A 15,422-nucleotide genomic window follows, 5' to 3' on the forward strand; every position below is an offset into this window, starting at 1 on the left:
AAAGATGAAATATTCAAAAGCGACGAATTATGCACTTCATACGATGTTATTTCTAGCAGTTGCTACTCCTAAGAAACATGTGGGTGTGCATCAGCTCGCTGAAAATCAAGAGGTTTCAACTACGTATTTGTCCAAAATATTGACTAAGCTTGTTAAGGCAGGAATGGTAGAATCAATTTCTGGTGCTAATGGTGGGTATAAGTTAAAACCTGATTGGGAGAGTATTTCCTTTTTAGATATTATTCAGGCAATTGAAGGTCCTACATCCTTATTTGACTATTGTATAGATCATAATCTTGAATGTTTGATACAAAAGGTCATGATCTCTGCGGAAGAAAAGATGTTGAATGAATTAAAACATCAAAAAATAGTTGATATAGCTAAACAAATGGCAGTGGCTCCATAAGCCACGATTTTTTTACCCTCATTATAGACATTAAAGAGTATTAAAGTCTTTTATTAGTCGATAACAATTAAAAAGTAAAGGATGGAGAGATATGAATATTTATGATTGTCTTATTATTGGAGCAGGTCCAGCTGGATTAAGCTCAAGTTTAACTTTAGGCAGAGCTAGAAGGAAAATTGCTGTAGTTGACAATAGTACAAATAGGAATAGAGTTACACATGAGTCACATGGATTTATTACTCGAGATGGTATTAAACCACAAGAGTTTAAAGAGATCGGATTAAATGAACTGAAAAATTATCCATCTGTATCTTACTTTAATACAACAGTTACTGGAATAACCAAAGATTTTGGTAATGAACTATTTATCGCCAAAACAACGGATGGCCAGGAATTTGTTACAGAAAAGATTATATTAGCTACTGGAATTCAAGAGGTATTTTCTATTCAAAATGTAAGGGATTATTATGGGAAAAGCCTTTTTAGCTGCCCATATTGTGATGGCTGGGAGCTAAGGGATAAGCCATTAATTGTAATGGCAGAAAAAGAAGATCAAGTACTGCATATGGCTAAATTATTATATAACTGGTCGAAGGATTTAGTTATCATAACAAATGGAGTTGAACTATCTAAAGAAGGAGTTCAAGAGTTACACAAACGTAGTATCCAAATAAAATCGGATCCGATAAAAAACTTTATAGGTGATGACGGTTATCTACAAAAAATTGAATTTGTATCAGGAGAAACGATCATTAGATCAGGTGGGTTTGTTGTTCCATCTTTTTATCGCCCGAATCAATTTGCTGAGAACCTTGGATGTGAAGTACAAGAAAATGGAACAGTTGTAACAGATGGCGTTGGTAGAACAACACAAAAAAATATATATATTGCGGGAGAAACTGAAAAGTCCGGACCCTCCTCATTAATCATTTCTGCTGCCGATGGTAATAAAGCTGCAGTTTCCGTAAATACTGACTTAACTATGGAGCGTTTTTGATTACGGTAATAATAGACCTTTCTTATTGAGGTGATAGAGCAGAATAGTTCTATAAATAAGTTGATGAAAGTTATTTTTTGTATGAACTCTTAATGTGGAGGAACAACATTGAAGAATAATGAAAATTTAATGGTACATACATTAGCTGATATCGACAAAACTGAATTTAATTATTCTGGTTTTTTGTTCCCCCACTTACATAACCCTTCCATAATGGGTAATAGTGTTTTCGCTTTATCTGTGAGACTGTACTCGACTTTTGGAGGAATTTGAGGATACTCTTTCCGATTCACCATACCATCTGCCTGCACATACGGACTAACTCAGCCATCTCAGCCATCTCGGTCGGCGCAGCGCCAAGTATGCGTAATATGTAGGCGAGGATTATTTTGCGCTAACATGAATAAAGATCAAATTGCCTGGCGCGATGAACACAATATGAAAAAGGACAATCATCAAGGGGTTGTCCTTTTCTTGTATCCATAAATGACAAATTTTGCATACCTGCTGTGGTACGATCAAGATCGGAATGGGTATAAGTTATAGACTTACGAAAAATCAAATTGGAGGCGATAAGAATGGCAAAGGTTACAGTAGGGAATGAGAATGATGCGCCAATTCAGCTTTATTATGAGGATCATGGGGTAGGTAAGCCGGTTATTCTTATCCATGGCTGGCCACTCAGCGGACGTTCTTGGGAAAAACAGGTTCCCGCTTTAGTAGAAGCCGGTTATCGAGTGATCACGTATGACCGTCGAGGATTCGGGCAGTCCTCTCAGCCTTGGAATGGCTATGAATATGATACGCTTGCAGCCGACTTGCATGAATTGATTATGCATCTCGATCTACGTGACATCACACTTGTCGGCTTCTCCATGGGTGGTGGTGAGGTTGCGAGATATATTGGTACATACGGTAACGAGCGGGTACAGAAGGCGGTACTTGCTGCGGCGATTCCGCCATACCTCTATAAATCCGAGGATAACATGGATGGAGGGTTCGAGGATTCAGCAATCAAGGGACTTCAAGATGGAGTGAAGTCAGATCGCTTGGCGTTCCTGGATACGTTCACGAAAGAATTTTTTGCTTCAGGAGACAGAACCGATTTGGTAAGCGAGGAATTCCGTCTTTATAATCGCGACATCGCCGCCTTTGCCTCGCCGAAGGGGACTCTCGATTGCATCGCGGCGTTCAGCTATACGGACTTCCGCGCCGATTTGGAGAAATTTAAGTTACCGACTCTGATTATCCACGGCGATTCGGATGCTATCGTCCCGGTCGAAATCAGCGGTCAAAGAGCCCATGAGCGTATTGCCGGAAGTCAGCTTGTGGTGGTGAAAGGCGGCCCGCATGGATTGAATGCGACGCATGCAGAGGATTTCAATGAGGCTTTGCTTCAGTTTTTGAAAGACTAATTTTAAGTCACTGCGTACCTTAGGAACGGCCGTATACCGATTGTACGGTGGTATAAGGGACTACGCCATTATTGGGTTCGAATGTCAAAAACATTGGACAAGATTATAAAAAAACATAGGAGAAAGGCCTTGTGGTCCCAAATATGGGGCTAACAAGGCCTTTTTTTACGGAAATATAAGGAAGTATAAGTTTCACTTGTTTCTATCTGCATAGACAGTCATTGCATCGCGCATGAATACGGCTAAGCCTTCGCCAAATTGATCGATATTTTTTGTGAACCGTACGTCCTCTACGTACATTTGACCTAAGCCTTTGAAGGCTTCAAGTGAATAGTTCCCAATTGTATTCAAGAGCACGAACCACTCTTTAATTGCTGCTTGAGCCTCTTTTGAATCAGGTAAGAGGTGACGAAGAGTAGCAAGGTTTCGATAAATTTCATTGAATTTTTCTTGATCGGGTTTAGACATGCTTTTCGCTTTTTCGTTTGCTTCATCAACTGCATGGTCTCCCCATTTTTCTCGTGCCTCTTGTTCATATGGATTATGGCTAAAATCAAAGCCTTCGAATTTTTCTTGATTTGACATGTGTATTTCTCCTTTCGAATGCTGAATTGTTTTTTCGATTGTCCCAATCATTTTATTCAGTCGGCTTCTTTTTTCAAGCAGCATTTTACGCTGCATTTCAAGAGCTTCTTCCCGATCGAATGATGGTCTAGTAAGAATTTCATTAATTTTCTTTAAAGGGAAGCCAAGCTCTTTAAAAAATAAGATTTGTTGAAGAGTCTCGAGATTCTCGTCAGAATATACTCGATAACCTGATTCGGTGGTTTCCTCTGGGTTTAATAATCCTATTTCATCATAATGATGCAGTGTGCGCACACTAACCCCAACTAGATCAGCAACTTCCTTGACTTTCATCTTGTTTCGCTCCCTTCACTAAGTACTATAAAGTATCCCGTAACGTGAGAGTCAATATGAATATAAAAAAGGTTTAGAGATAATAAAATATCTCCAGAATGTATTACTTTCTATGGGACAGCAATTCACTTAAATTACGGAGGAATATGTGTTCGGATGTGTGCGGGGCGGCTGTTAAATTGATCGTTAGGTCTATTCCGACGGCTATTCGGTATCCGTACAGGACGAACGCTTCGGGTTCATAGATCATAACGCAAAGACGAATACGACCCGGTCACGAAGGAGAGTAAATACGGTCTGATCAACAAAGCCGGAGCCATCCTGACACCGCTGGAATATGATCGGTACGATACAACTGCCGATCCTGTGACGGGCAAGGCGCAGTGGGTTTTAACAAAGAATGACCCTACGACAGAGGGGTCAAATGGGTCGGACACTGAATAGTAGGACCAGTACGGAGTAGCAATCACTCGTTGATCTTGGGTAATTGCTTCTTTTTGTGCTATTACTTGTGATACGGTGATGCGTATCGCGCATACTGGTACAGCGAAGAGTTGAGTTAAAAGTTGAAGCAGCAATGCTAAAAGTGACAGTAGGTGCGTAGGTCACAGCACTCGACTCATGTGGAGTGCGAATTATAGATGGAATGGAGGGGCGAGCCTAATTAAAGGCTACGTCCCTGTTTTAGTGGGTTTTGGAAGTTGTAACTGATTTCAATTGAACCGTCATCATGAACATCAATTCGGTTAATCATCTTGTGAATCATATCTCGCAGTAGTTCCTCATTGCTTACGTCAAGCGCGGCGAATTTTAATAGTTCAGCCTTAAACACTGTAACTCGTGACTCTGTATCATGTTCATGGGTGATTTCAGTTTGTAAATGCACTGTTTTTTCCTCTAATACTTGTCGTTCGTTCTTGACCGCCCTAAAACAAGCATTGAACATATCCTTATCAATATCGCCGCTAGTCCATTTCCTCGTAGGTTGAACGATTTGCTATCCAGTTTGCTGATTTCAAAACAGGCTTTGCACCGGCTGCTGGGCAGGACTGCAAATTCACCCTTGCATAGTTTTTTACCCATTTAGCCCAAATAGTCATTGACAGTCTATTTGGGCTAATCTTTGATTGTAGTCGCACAGTTTGGGATTTGCATTTGGCGTAGGAAATACCCATGCCACTTTGTAGCTTTTTTTATTCGCTACATAGCTATTTATTTCAAATGTCTATTTTTAATTTTCCTTTGTCAGGTAATGACTGGAAAAGAAAATCAGTTTTCTATTTTTCGTTTGCGTGTAAAAAGTAGTAAACCTATCAAGAACAAAATTGTAAATATGATAAGATAGCTTGTTAAACCAGTTATTGTGGCCATTGTAGGATTATCATAGTATGAAGTATTATCCACAAAATACATACATAAGCGATATGCAAAGGCACCGGGAATAAAGTAGCCTTGCGATGCTCCAATAAAGAAAACAGATACAAAGCCATAAATCACACCTAGTACGCTGGTTACAACAATATTTCTTGACAGATTGATAACTATTGCTCCAGCTACAATGGTAATTGGCACTAGCAGTAGGACTTCAAGGAAAAATCCTTTTGAAATATCAATAAAACTTGTGGAGCTAGTTGTAATCTTCTCCATGCCCATGAGAATGGGGAAGAAAGCTACAAGAAACAGGTACATAAGCCCAGCAAATGCAAAGGCAATGATCATTCCAACAATAACTTTTGAAAAATACAGCTTTGTTTTTGAATAACCATAAGTAATCCAGTTGATATAGGTTTGGTTCTTATATTCCATATAGAACAAAGAGCCAATCAATATAAATACTACCATAGGGAAGAACATTGAAAATTGATTGTTGATGAAAAAAAACAGATCATCAAGAGGCTTTCCGCTTCCATTTAGGAACAGTCCCAAACTGCCAGTTAGTACTGGAATAAGTGTAAGCAGAAGCAACATAAGCAAAAACCATTCTCTTTTGAGTTTGCGAAATTCATTTATGATTAAGATTTTCATTATTCGTTCTCCTTTTGATAGGAGGTCATAATATCTTCATACAGCTTTTCTAAATCCTGTTCATTATCAAAACTATTCTGCATGGTTTTGATAATTTGCCCGCCACGAATAAAAATCAATTCGTCAGCAATCGCTGCTATTTCAGTAAGATTGTGACTTGATACCAAAATACAATGTTGGGGGGATTTCAGCCTATCTTTAAGCAAGATGCGAATCTCTTTAATCCCCAACGGATCCAGTCCATTGGTCGGCTCGTCAAGAAGCAGATATTTAGGCGTGTCCAGAAAAGCGCGGGCAATACCTAAACGCTGCTTCATACCAAGTGAGAGCTGGGAGAATTTCTTTTTTCTCGCACCCCATAAATCTACTTGTTCCAGTGCACTTTGAATATCTGGCTGTTGCAGTCTCAGGTATTGTGAATGAAGCTGTAAGTTCTCCATGACAGTCAGATTGTTGTAAAAAGCAGGGTATTCAATCAGGCTTCCAAAATCACAGCTTGATAATAGTTGGTTATCCGAAGTGATTTTTCCAGAATAGGCAGTTAGACCAAGCATAGACTTGAATAAGGTTGTTTTCCCGGCACCATTCGGACCAAGAAGCCCATATATTTTCCCTTCATTCAATTGTAAATTGATGTTGTCCAACAATGTATATGCCCCTATAGTCAGGCTAACGTTTTCAATATTCAACATGAAATGACTCCTCTTTTCTCTTATTGTGCAAACAGAAAAATGGCAAAGGTGATAACATAAATCACTAATGAAATACCTACCCATTTCGCATTGCTCTTCAGCCCTTTTAACCCATCTTTTAATAAACCGCTAACAGCAGCCAGTAGCATAGAGCCTAAAGCTAACATGGCAATCACCAAACAAATGTTGCTCAACATATTCTCATCTCCTTTCCTATTACTTTTATCGTATCTAAAAAGATTATGAACTTTTTAGGGAAAGTCTAAGGAAAGTGTAAGGATTAAAAAAAGAGCTGCATTTTCGCAGCTCTAAATGAAAGTATGAAGTTTTACAATTACCATATAGAGGATTCTTTCGAAAAAAGTATAGTTATTGAAAAAGTTTTGTCCTCTAATGAAGCTGTTATATTGCCACCCGTCTTTTCAATCAGTCTTTTTGCAATTGCTAAACCTAGTCCGGTTGTTTTTTTACTTCTGGATTTATCGGTTGTATAAAATCGGTCAAAAATATGTGCAATATCCTCTGCCACAACCGTATTGGAAAGATTGGAAAATGAAATATAATATCCTTGGTTTCCCTGTTTAGAGCTGATGACATAATTACCTTCACCATAAAGTAAAGCATTATATATGACATTAGAAAACACTCGTATAATTGCTTCCTTGTCGCCCAAAATAATAAATGGTTCATTAGGGATACTAATATTTGGAATAACATTTTTCTTTTCAAAATCTCCGTAATAAGTGGCAAGCGTATCACGTAGAATATTGTTTAAATTGACTGGCTCATTGTTTAATTCCAACTCATCGGCTTCAATTCGTGCAAATTCAAAAAGCTGGTCAAGTAACTTTTTCACAGCAGAAATACGTTCTTGGGTTATCTGGACATACTCCAATTGTTCTACAGACAAATCCAGTTCTAAAAGCAACTGAATGTATCCGTTGGCAGTGGTGAGAGGGGTGCGTAGATCGTGCGATAAACTGGTGATGGTCTCACGAAAAGCATTGTTTTTATTTTCTATTTTGAGCCCCGTGTTTCTGTATTTAGCTAACAACGCGTTGAGGCTTTCGATGAAAGCAATCATTTCATTATCGGATGTGCCTAAAGTGATTTCCTTTTGAGTATTTCGTTGCTCCAAATAAACCAGTTGCTTTCTTACTTCTTTAATCTGCCGCCTTCGTAGTATCAGTGCAGAAAGTAAGTAGACAGAAACAATAGTTGCAATAATCGAATAGATTATAAGTATCATAACTTGCCCTTTTCCGAATTTTTAATATCAAAATGACAGAAAGTAGTTCTTGTCACTGCAATAGGAATTATAAAATACAAAGTAATTGTAACAATGATGCGGCCAATATTGTGTGGGATTTGTTCTATTTGTAGACCGTTTGAAAGCCCTACAATCCAATATTGATATAAAGGATATGACATATCCAAAGCGATTCCAATCTTTGTCAAATATAACCATAGTACTGCAATTAGAAGATAATTAACAAAAAAACTTGTCGTGCGATTGCGCAACAAATAGCAGATCATCAAAACAAAAGTAGTATAAGCACCAAAGGATAAAAACTGTATGGAAAGATATGTTCCTATCTCAAAAACAGGAATGTTGACCCCGGAAATATTAGCCCACATAGTAAAAATCACAGCATAGGCAAAGACAATGCATATTACAAGATAAAGCATCATTGCACACAAGCAAGACAAGAGTTTACCCCAAAATATTGCTGTTCTTTTTATACCCTTTGACAGCAATACAGGGTATAATTCTTGCTTAAAGTCACTTGTTATATGAACAATCAAAAATAATAATAAAGGGGAAATCATACTGTAGTCTGAAAATAAGTATTCTGTAAAGTCTGCAAGGGAGGGGAAAACGAGGCTTCCTGCTTTTTCTGGTACTCGAACATAATCATAATTGTAAGATATGGCCAACGCTAAGACAAAAAATATTGCGAGAGATAAACAAACAATAAATGTTTTGCTCTTGCGAACACGATATAGCTCGCTTTGGAAAACAGCAATCATCCCTTTTTCCCTCCCATCAAATTTGTAATGTACATTCCTTCATCTTCCCCAGTAATAGAAATTTCATCAACTGTTATACCAGCTGATACCAAACTGGTATTTATAAAACCAGATCTATCCATAACCCCAAATACACGAATTTCATCATCTGAAAGAATTTCGTATTCAGGACAAATTTTTTCTAAAATAGATGTTGCTTTTATCGTTTGTTTAGTGCGGATTTTCACACATCGATTGCAGCGTTCTGAAAGCGCTACTGTCGTGAATTCGTCAATAATCGTTTCATTATTGATAATTCCATAGCGAGTAGATATTTTGGAAACTTCTTCATAGTTTTGTCCTGTCAAAAAAATTGTGAGATTTTCTCTTTTGGATAAGCGAAGTAGAAAGTTTAAAATAAAACTTTTTTCAATTGCGTCCAGTCCTCTTAAGGGTTCATCTAGTAGCAACAAATCTGGTTTTCCTAATAGTGCAACAGCAATACTTAATTTGCGTTGAATCCCAAAGGGAAGCCTCTTCACTTTTTTTCTTTCAGTTATATCTATATCTACTGACTTTGACAGTGAAGTTATAGAGGAAGTAGACACAATTCCAAACGCTTTTGCATAGTACTCCAAATTCTCTGCAATGGTGAAATTCATATTAAGGGCTGGCACTTGTGGAACATAACCTATTCGGGCATATTCGCTTTGAACATCTGTATTATCAAAGAATGTAAAATTACCAAAGGTCGAGGCGATAGAACCGGTCAATACTTTTAATAGGGTGGATTTTCCCGAACCGTCGCGACCTAACAAAGCGTAAATATCCCCAGCCATAACTTGCAATGATACATCCCTAATGCCAGCAGATTGTGCAAAAATCTTTGACAATGAATTTGTTTGTAGTACGGTAGGCATCACTTAACTCCTTTCAGTCTACTGCATTTTAAAACCCAATCCCCATACTGTTTGAATATAGGGTTCATCAGGGATGACTTTGCTGAATTTTTTTCTTAAATTACCGATATGGACATTGATGGCATTTTCTTCTCCTTCAAAATTCTCATTCCACACACTTTCGTAAATAATATTCTTTGTAAATACTCTGTCGGGGTTAGTCATAAGCAGCTTTAAAATTAAAAATTCATAACGCGTAAGGGAAATTTGCTCATTTTTAATTTTAACTTCTAAGGTTGTACTGTTTAAAGTTAAATCTTTGAAACGCAAGATTTCTTCTGGTGCTGAATTTCCTTTTTGATATCTTCGTAACACGGCTTCAATTCTTACAAGTAATTCTTTATTATCGAAGGGTTTCGTTAGATAGTCATCAGCTCCACGACGAATAAGATTGATCTTACTTTCGGTATCTGTTTTTGAAGAAACACCGATAACAGGTGTATCCACAGACTCTTTTATCTTTTCCAAAACAGCTTCTCCAGACATACCGGGTAGCATTAAGTCGAGCAGAATTAAATCAAAGCTCTTTTGATTCAATAAGAGAATGGCTTCTGTTCCTGAATATGCTGTTGTCGTGCTATAACCATTTTGAAACAGCAATTTCTTAATCATGTCGCTAATCAGCGTATCATCTTCTACAATTAAAATATGTGTCATTCTTTCAACGCCTGTCTTTGCTATTTTGTTCTACAGTCTGCCAATTTCTTAGTGTCATTGGGCACAAGTTACAACTTCCCCTTTTTAATAGCCAATTTAAGACGACCAGCTTCACAATAGGGGGATCAATATCTATATACACTTAGTTTTCCCTTTGTACATAAGAAATGTAGCTTTTGTAACACTACTTATATAGATCTATAAATCTTAGACTATCAACGTTGAAAAGGTTTCACAAGGCTGCTACTTACGTGGCCTCATATAGCACTTTTTCTAATAACTCACTTGTTCTCTTTATTCATCTGGTAGACCATGCAAACTTAGTCGAATCATTTCTTGGTTCATTCTACTAGCCCTAAAGTTATCTGTCCAACTTACTGTAGCCGATCCAATATTTATTAGACATTAAGGTAAATAATTCACTCATCATCCAATACAGCAGATATTAAACTACCTTAGGGTAGTGGATGAATTAAGCGTCAAACAGCCCTCAACTTGAAGACAAGGTGGGGCTGTTTGACGCTTAATTCCAATTGGAGATTGAACGTTTTACTCAACTGGAAATCTTAGATGAGGAAATCCTTCGAGAAGTACTTCATCGCTTGATTGACAGGGTAGAAGTAGCTGAGATTGGCAGTATCGACATCCATTATGATTTCAAAAATCCGTGTTTAATGGGGGCTTAAATTGCCCCATCCCTATTATTGATGATTCGAAATTAGTATTGAGATGTGGCAAACGTTTGATGATAGTTGTAGAAATTGTGTAGAGTGCTTGTAGCGGTAATGAATATGTAATAATTGAAATCCAGATGAACCCAATTTAATAAGATTTCTAGCTCAAGCGACAATATCGCTTGGGTTTATTTTTTTTTTTTGTAGTAAATCAAACATCTTTATGAAATCTGCTGTACCAGTGAGCGATGTGCGGAGAACCGTATCATAAATAAGGGCAAGTTTTTAGGCGCGTTTCCAGCAACAAAGAACAAATCTCACTGTCACATCAGCAAGATTTGTTCTTTATATGTCAATGCCAAGTCAGAGTAACTGTAAAATCGATTTCGTCTGATACAGCTTTTCCTTGTATACTTCTATTTCGTGTATTTTAGCTGTTGAAGTAGTGACCTTGTTCGAGGTCTGGGATCAGAGCGGGGTGCACAGGCTTCCATCCCAAGTGTTTCTGGGTTAGTGTGCTCGACGACGGGTTATCAGTCGACGCGGCAAAGGAGATCCACCCGAAGTGAGCGTCTGCCTCTTCGCGGGCAATGCTAAGCACCGGCAGGTTCAGATGGCGACCGATGACGCCGGCGATATCCCGGAAGGGAACGCCCTCGTCAGCGACCCCGTGATAAATGGCTCCCGCGCCCCCCTTCTCAAGCGCCAGTCTGAAGAGACTTGCTGCGTCTAGCTGGTGCACTGCCGGCCACCGGTTGAGTCCATCCCCCACATATGCCGAAACTCCTTTTTCACGCGCGATGCCGATAAGGGTCGGAACAAAGCCCTGCTCGCCCTCGCCATGCACGCTCGGCGTGAGACGGATGATCGATGATCGTACTCCGCGCTCAGCCAGCGCAAGCGCGGCTTCCTCGGAGCGCCGCGGCGTAGTTTGGCTAGACGCATCTTTTTCGGTCCCGAGGGTCCCCGGCGTGAGCATCAACGTTCCCGAGGTGGCCACGAGCGGTTTCCCGGTGCCCTCAAGCGCCACTCCCATCGCCTCGATCGCCAAACTGTCGGCCACGGCAGCTGCCGCAAAGTCAGCGAAGTCGTGTTTGAAGGCAAGGTGAATGACGCCGTCCGCCGACGCAGCACCGTCTCGCAGGCTGTCAAGGTCATCGAGGCCGCCGCGATGCACCTCGGCGCCGGCTGCCATCAACGCTGTGGCAGCCTTGTCTGAGCGGGCGAGTCCAACAACCTGATGCCCGGCTTCGATAAGTTCGCGAACGACGGCAGAACCGATAAAGCCCGTCGCGCCAGTTACGAATACACGCATATTTTTCATCTTTTCATTGCTCCTTCTTTTTTTAGGGTATGGGATACAGGGTGATTATACAACTGTCAGTTAATAAAGTAAACTAAAATAATAAAATTAGTAAAGTTATTAAAATAAGTTAACAAAGTTTGTGGTGATAGCAATTTTGTTATACTATTATGGATAAGTATCAAAGGAGGCTTTGGTTGTGAGAAAACCCGTGAGTGCAGATCACTATATTAATAAAATCAAGCCAGTAATTAGAAAAACAAAATTTAGCCAGTTGAAAATAGACGATATCGCAAAATATATGGATATAAGCAAAGTAACGCTTTATAAGCACTTTTCATCTAAAGATGATATCATCGAGCAAGTTGTAGAATATGAAATTGAGTATTTGCAGCAGGCTGATACCGTTGTAAACGATGATTCTCTCTCTTTTATTGAGCGCTTTCAAAAAACATTTCTTCAATCATTGCTATGCGTTATTTTTATATCCGATTTGTTTCTGCAAGATCTTAAGGAATTCTATCCGCGGCTTTCTGAAAAGCTTGTCGTTGCCCAACAAAATCGAAATAAAAATTTACAAGCTTTTTTTGAAACCGGGATGGAGCAGAAGATTTTCAACAGAATGAACGCTGTGCTGTCCTTGGTTCAAGATGATGCTACGCTGCGGCGCATTATGGAACCGACATTTAGTATTCAATGGTATGATCTCACCCTGAAACAAGCAATTATCGAATTTTATAAGATGAAACAGTATCAAATGATTAGATCTGAACATCTGGATACGGTGGTCGATTCCGACTTTGAAAGTCAGGTTGGGGAGATTTTGCAAACTATTTCTTGAACGCGATCGCCTCCACGAACTGCTCTTATTGATGCTGTCGTCCCGTGATCGGAGTAAAGAGCATCAGGAAGCGAAGACTCCAAAGAAAGGCTCGACTATAGCGACGTCGGGCCTTTCTCTTTGTGGAAAATAATGATTGGAAATGGAATGAGAGGTTTTTTAAAGTAAACAAGACACTGAAAAGAGGTGTCTTGTTTGGGATCACAAGCTTATGTTCTAAAACCACAAGGTACCGTGAAGAATTATTATATGATTAGATTAAGGGAGGGTTATTATTCTAGAAGAGATTCTAGGTTAATTAATGGGTGTCAAAAGACATTTGCCTTTGAAGACAAGACTATATTAGAGTAAGATACTATTGACAAAAAGAACCTTGCTCATTATGATTTATTTATTAATCAATAAATAAAAGATAAAAGGATGGTTGAATTGGCAGTTCGGGAAGATAAAAGAGAACTTATTATCGAAAATGCTGTAAGTGTTTTCGCTAAGACGGGGTATTATAAATCAACGACTGCGATGGTGGCAAAGGCTGCAGGAGTTACGCAGCCCTATGTGTTTCATTTTTTTGAAAACAAGGAAGAATTGTTCAAGGCGGTTCTTGAGCATGCTTTTAGTCGCATATATGACACATTTTCAGAAGTTGAAGCACCTGCTGATCAGTTAATCGAAACGATGGGTCATGGGTTTAGTCAGATTATCCAAACTCATCGTGATGAGGTGTTGATGGTTATGCAAGCATATACCGTTTCAGAGGTCAGTATTCGAGAACATGTTCGAAAGTTGTACCTTAACATTTTTGAATCTCTTGCTTTGAAAATGGAAAAAGCGGGAGTTCCTAATGCAAAAGGGACAGCATCTCATTTTATTGCCACAGGTTTACTTATTACGCTTGCAGAGGTACTGAATTTACCAGAATTACTTTGTTGAGTCGATCATGTGGATTGAGAGGTTTAAAAAAAGAGGAAGCAAAGATAATTTGCTTTTTTTTACCCAGATATTTATTGATTGATAAATAAATAATCGGAAGAAGGTATTATTCATGTCAAATTTTATGAAAGCTGTTCGAACTGATATTGTGGAACCCTTAATCAAGGTAGTTGAAAAAGAAAAAGGGCTTGTAGCCACAGGTATTTTCGGATTTATCCTCTCAGCAGGAATTGCACTTTATATCTTTTTTCAAGGTAAGATAATTTTACCTGAAGGCAATATGGGCGATGCTTTCTCATTTAATGCAGGAATCGGCATGTTTATCCTTTCCATCGCTGTAATTTTACCTTTTGCAAAGCTTGGAACTCGGAAAAGGAAAACGATGCGGTGGTTTTATATCACAGCAGCCTTATATTCTTATGCCATTGAAACGGTTCAAAACTTCCGAGGTTTGAATCCAAGATTTTCTCGTGAAGGAACAATCATCGATATGATCGGAGGAATTCTATTTGGAGCTGTTTCTTTAGTGCTTGTCTCCTTAGCCGTCATTCTTATGATACAGTTTTTTAGAATGAAACCTCCTTATGAACGGCCATTTCTACTAATGGGGATTCGTTATGCCTTTCTATCGATCCTACTAGCCAATCTTGCTGGTATATGGATGATTTTGCTCCAAAACCGTTCTACAGGGGCTGACGGAAATCTAATCGTCCTACATGGAATTGGATTTCATGCTTTACAAACCTTAATCCTACCAGGGTTGCTTTTTGAAAAAACTCAAGTAAATGAACGTTTTAAAAAATTGTTGATCCATTATGGCAGTATCGCTTGGATGCTATCGATACTATTGATCGGTTTCCAAACGGCATTAGGGCGCACTGTCTTTGAACTAACGGCATTACCCATCCTAGCGAGCCTACTGATGCTCGTGTGGTTTGGAACAGCAATTACTGCTGCTGCACTTTTCATAAGGAAAAAGAGAACATATCATTCATTTTCTTATAGTAAAAAATTAGGGAACTGACCTTTTGACAATAAACGGCATCAGCATTGAGCTTAAAGTCCAAATTATTAGGAGATGTTACAATTTGATTTTCATAGTATTTTCACTTTGTTAATAACGGGTTTCACTGCTTCCTTCTCTTGCTCTTTGTCGCATACCAAGTCGACAAGCGGATCAAGACCATCGTTTGTCAAGATAAGACCAGTATTATATTGTTCTAATATGTCCACGATATTAAGCAGATGTGATAATTTTCGAGTTTGGCGACTTAACTTCCATACAAGAACCTTATAAATATCACTATCTTTTGAAATATCATGTAACATGTTTTGGAAGTCAATTCGTTCTTCCACGCTCACTTGTTATGAAAAGGCGGGTTTTACCAAAGAGGGATTACTAAGGGATTCAAGAAAAAAATGATGATGAATATTGGAACTTGTATGAAATGAGTATTATAGAAGATGAATGGTTAGAAATAAGAAATCTTTAGTATTATTGAACTAAAGCGGCAGGTTAGTTGAGGATTTGTTGTAGCTGTCAATAGACAATTGAAAGATACGTTTTTCTTGAATGAATTAATAAACCTCTATAA

The 15,422-nt window shown here is 38.7% G+C and carries 17 protein-coding genes and 2 pseudogenes; 7 read left to right on the forward strand and 12 right to left on the reverse strand.

The features are described from left to right. The first annotated feature begins 4 nt into the window (after positions 1 to 4). Together LPB68_RS12535 and LPB68_RS12540 are read left to right on the forward strand one after the other, a co-directional pair. Positions 5 to 406 (forward strand): Rrf2 family transcriptional regulator, encoded by a 402-nt coding sequence (locus LPB68_RS12535; RefSeq protein WP_068660688.1) that lies wholly within the window; start codon positions 5 to 7, stop codon positions 404 to 406. A gap of 91 nt (positions 407 to 497) precedes the next feature. After that, the gene (locus tag LPB68_RS12540; RefSeq protein WP_068660686.1) at positions 498 to 1,403 is read left to right on the forward strand and encodes an NAD(P)/FAD-dependent oxidoreductase; all 906 of its coding nucleotides are present in this window, start codon (positions 498 to 500) and stop codon (positions 1,401 to 1,403) included. Between the two features lie 170 nt (positions 1,404 to 1,573). Here the strand turns inward: LPB68_RS12540 and LPB68_RS22330 are convergent. Further along, a pseudogene (locus LPB68_RS22330) lies at positions 1,574 to 1,714 on the reverse strand (winged helix-turn-helix transcriptional regulator); the annotation flags it as partial. Between the two features lie 267 nt (positions 1,715 to 1,981). Between LPB68_RS22330 and LPB68_RS12545 the strand changes: the two are divergent. Beyond that, positions 1,982 to 2,818: an alpha/beta fold hydrolase gene (locus LPB68_RS12545; RefSeq protein ID WP_068660684.1), complete on the forward strand. Its 837-nt coding sequence runs from the start codon at positions 1,982 to 1,984 to the stop codon at positions 2,816 to 2,818. 192 nt (positions 2,819 to 3,010) lie between these two features. On the opposite strand, the gene LPB68_RS12550 is transcribed toward LPB68_RS12545, so the two are convergent. The 10 genes from LPB68_RS12550 to LPB68_RS12595 all read right to left on the reverse strand — a co-directional run bounded on the left by LPB68_RS12550 (position 3,011) and on the right by LPB68_RS12595 (position 12,068). Continuing rightward, positions 3,011 to 3,736, reverse strand: a complete 726-nt coding sequence (locus LPB68_RS12550) for a MerR family transcriptional regulator (RefSeq protein ID WP_068660682.1) — start codon at positions 3,734 to 3,736, stop codon at positions 3,011 to 3,013. 664 nt (positions 3,737 to 4,400) lie between these two features. Continuing rightward, entirely contained in the window at positions 4,401 to 4,622 is a 222-nt protein-coding gene (locus LPB68_RS12555; protein ID WP_157756229.1) for a hypothetical protein, read from the reverse strand. A gap of 383 nt (positions 4,623 to 5,005) precedes the next feature. Further along, positions 5,006 to 5,761: an ABC transporter permease gene (locus LPB68_RS12560; protein WP_068660678.1), complete on the reverse strand. Its 756-nt coding sequence runs from the start codon at positions 5,759 to 5,761 to the stop codon at positions 5,006 to 5,008. After that, the gene (locus LPB68_RS12565) at positions 5,761 to 6,453 is read right to left on the reverse strand and encodes an ABC transporter ATP-binding protein (RefSeq protein ID WP_068660676.1); all 693 of its coding nucleotides are present in this window, start codon (positions 6,451 to 6,453) and stop codon (positions 5,761 to 5,763) included. Before LPB68_RS12565 ends, LPB68_RS12560 begins: the two co-directional genes overlap by 1 nt. A gap of 20 nt (positions 6,454 to 6,473) precedes the next feature. Continuing rightward, the gene (locus tag LPB68_RS12570) at positions 6,474 to 6,650 is read right to left on the reverse strand and encodes a receptor (RefSeq protein WP_068660674.1); all 177 of its coding nucleotides are present in this window, start codon (positions 6,648 to 6,650) and stop codon (positions 6,474 to 6,476) included. A 137-nt stretch (positions 6,651 to 6,787) separates the two neighbouring features. Further along, positions 6,788 to 7,702, reverse strand: a complete 915-nt coding sequence (locus tag LPB68_RS12575; RefSeq protein ID WP_068660672.1) for a sensor histidine kinase — start codon at positions 7,700 to 7,702, stop codon at positions 6,788 to 6,790. Then, positions 7,699 to 8,484, reverse strand: coding sequence for an ABC transporter permease (locus tag LPB68_RS12580; protein ID WP_068660670.1), 786 nt, complete (start codon positions 8,482 to 8,484; stop codon positions 7,699 to 7,701). Before LPB68_RS12580 ends, LPB68_RS12575 begins: the two co-directional genes overlap by 4 nt. Then, positions 8,481 to 9,383: an ATP-binding cassette domain-containing protein gene (locus LPB68_RS12585; protein WP_068660668.1), complete on the reverse strand. Its 903-nt coding sequence runs from the start codon at positions 9,381 to 9,383 to the stop codon at positions 8,481 to 8,483. Before LPB68_RS12585 ends, LPB68_RS12580 begins: the two co-directional genes overlap by 4 nt. 18 nt (positions 9,384 to 9,401) lie before the next feature. Then, complete coding sequence (locus LPB68_RS12590) at positions 9,402 to 10,079, reverse strand: response regulator transcription factor (protein WP_068660666.1); 678 nt, start codon at positions 10,077 to 10,079, stop codon at positions 9,402 to 9,404. 1,104 nt (positions 10,080 to 11,183) lie between these two features. Then, positions 11,184 to 12,068, reverse strand: coding sequence for an SDR family oxidoreductase (locus LPB68_RS12595; RefSeq protein ID WP_068660982.1), 885 nt, complete (start codon positions 12,066 to 12,068; stop codon positions 11,184 to 11,186). 187 nt (positions 12,069 to 12,255) lie between these two features. Between LPB68_RS12595 and LPB68_RS12600 the strand changes: the two genes are divergently transcribed. The 3 genes from LPB68_RS12600 to LPB68_RS12610 all read left to right on the forward strand — a co-directional run bounded on the left by LPB68_RS12600 (position 12,256) and on the right by LPB68_RS12610 (position 14,851). After that, positions 12,256 to 12,897, forward strand: coding sequence for a TetR/AcrR family transcriptional regulator (locus tag LPB68_RS12600; protein ID WP_068660664.1), 642 nt, complete (start codon positions 12,256 to 12,258; stop codon positions 12,895 to 12,897). Between the two features lie 429 nt (positions 12,898 to 13,326). Continuing rightward, on the forward strand, positions 13,327 to 13,827 hold the full coding sequence (locus LPB68_RS12605) for a TetR/AcrR family transcriptional regulator (RefSeq protein WP_068660981.1): 501 nt from the start codon (positions 13,327 to 13,329) through the stop codon (positions 13,825 to 13,827). Between the two features lie 112 nt (positions 13,828 to 13,939). Further along, positions 13,940 to 14,851, forward strand: a complete 912-nt coding sequence (locus LPB68_RS12610) for a hypothetical protein (RefSeq protein ID WP_232510292.1) — start codon at positions 13,940 to 13,942, stop codon at positions 14,849 to 14,851. Positions 14,852 to 14,922: 71 nt separating this feature from the next. Here the strand turns inward: LPB68_RS12610 and LPB68_RS12615 are convergent, their stop codons facing one another. After that, complete coding sequence (locus LPB68_RS12615) at positions 14,923 to 15,156, reverse strand: recombinase family protein (protein WP_068660662.1); 234 nt, start codon at positions 15,154 to 15,156, stop codon at positions 14,923 to 14,925. A gap of 19 nt (positions 15,157 to 15,175) precedes the next feature. Here LPB68_RS12615 and LPB68_RS23420 point away from each other — a divergent pair. Next, positions 15,176 to 15,320, forward strand: a pseudogene (locus LPB68_RS23420) (GNAT family N-acetyltransferase); the annotation flags it as partial. Between the last annotated feature and the right edge of the window lie 102 nt (positions 15,321 to 15,422).

Origin of the sequence: Paenibacillus crassostreae (assembly GCF_001857945.1) — a bacterium.
GTDB classification, from domain to species: Bacteria; Bacillota; Bacilli; order Paenibacillales; family Paenibacillaceae; genus Paenibacillus_AQ; species Paenibacillus_AQ crassostreae.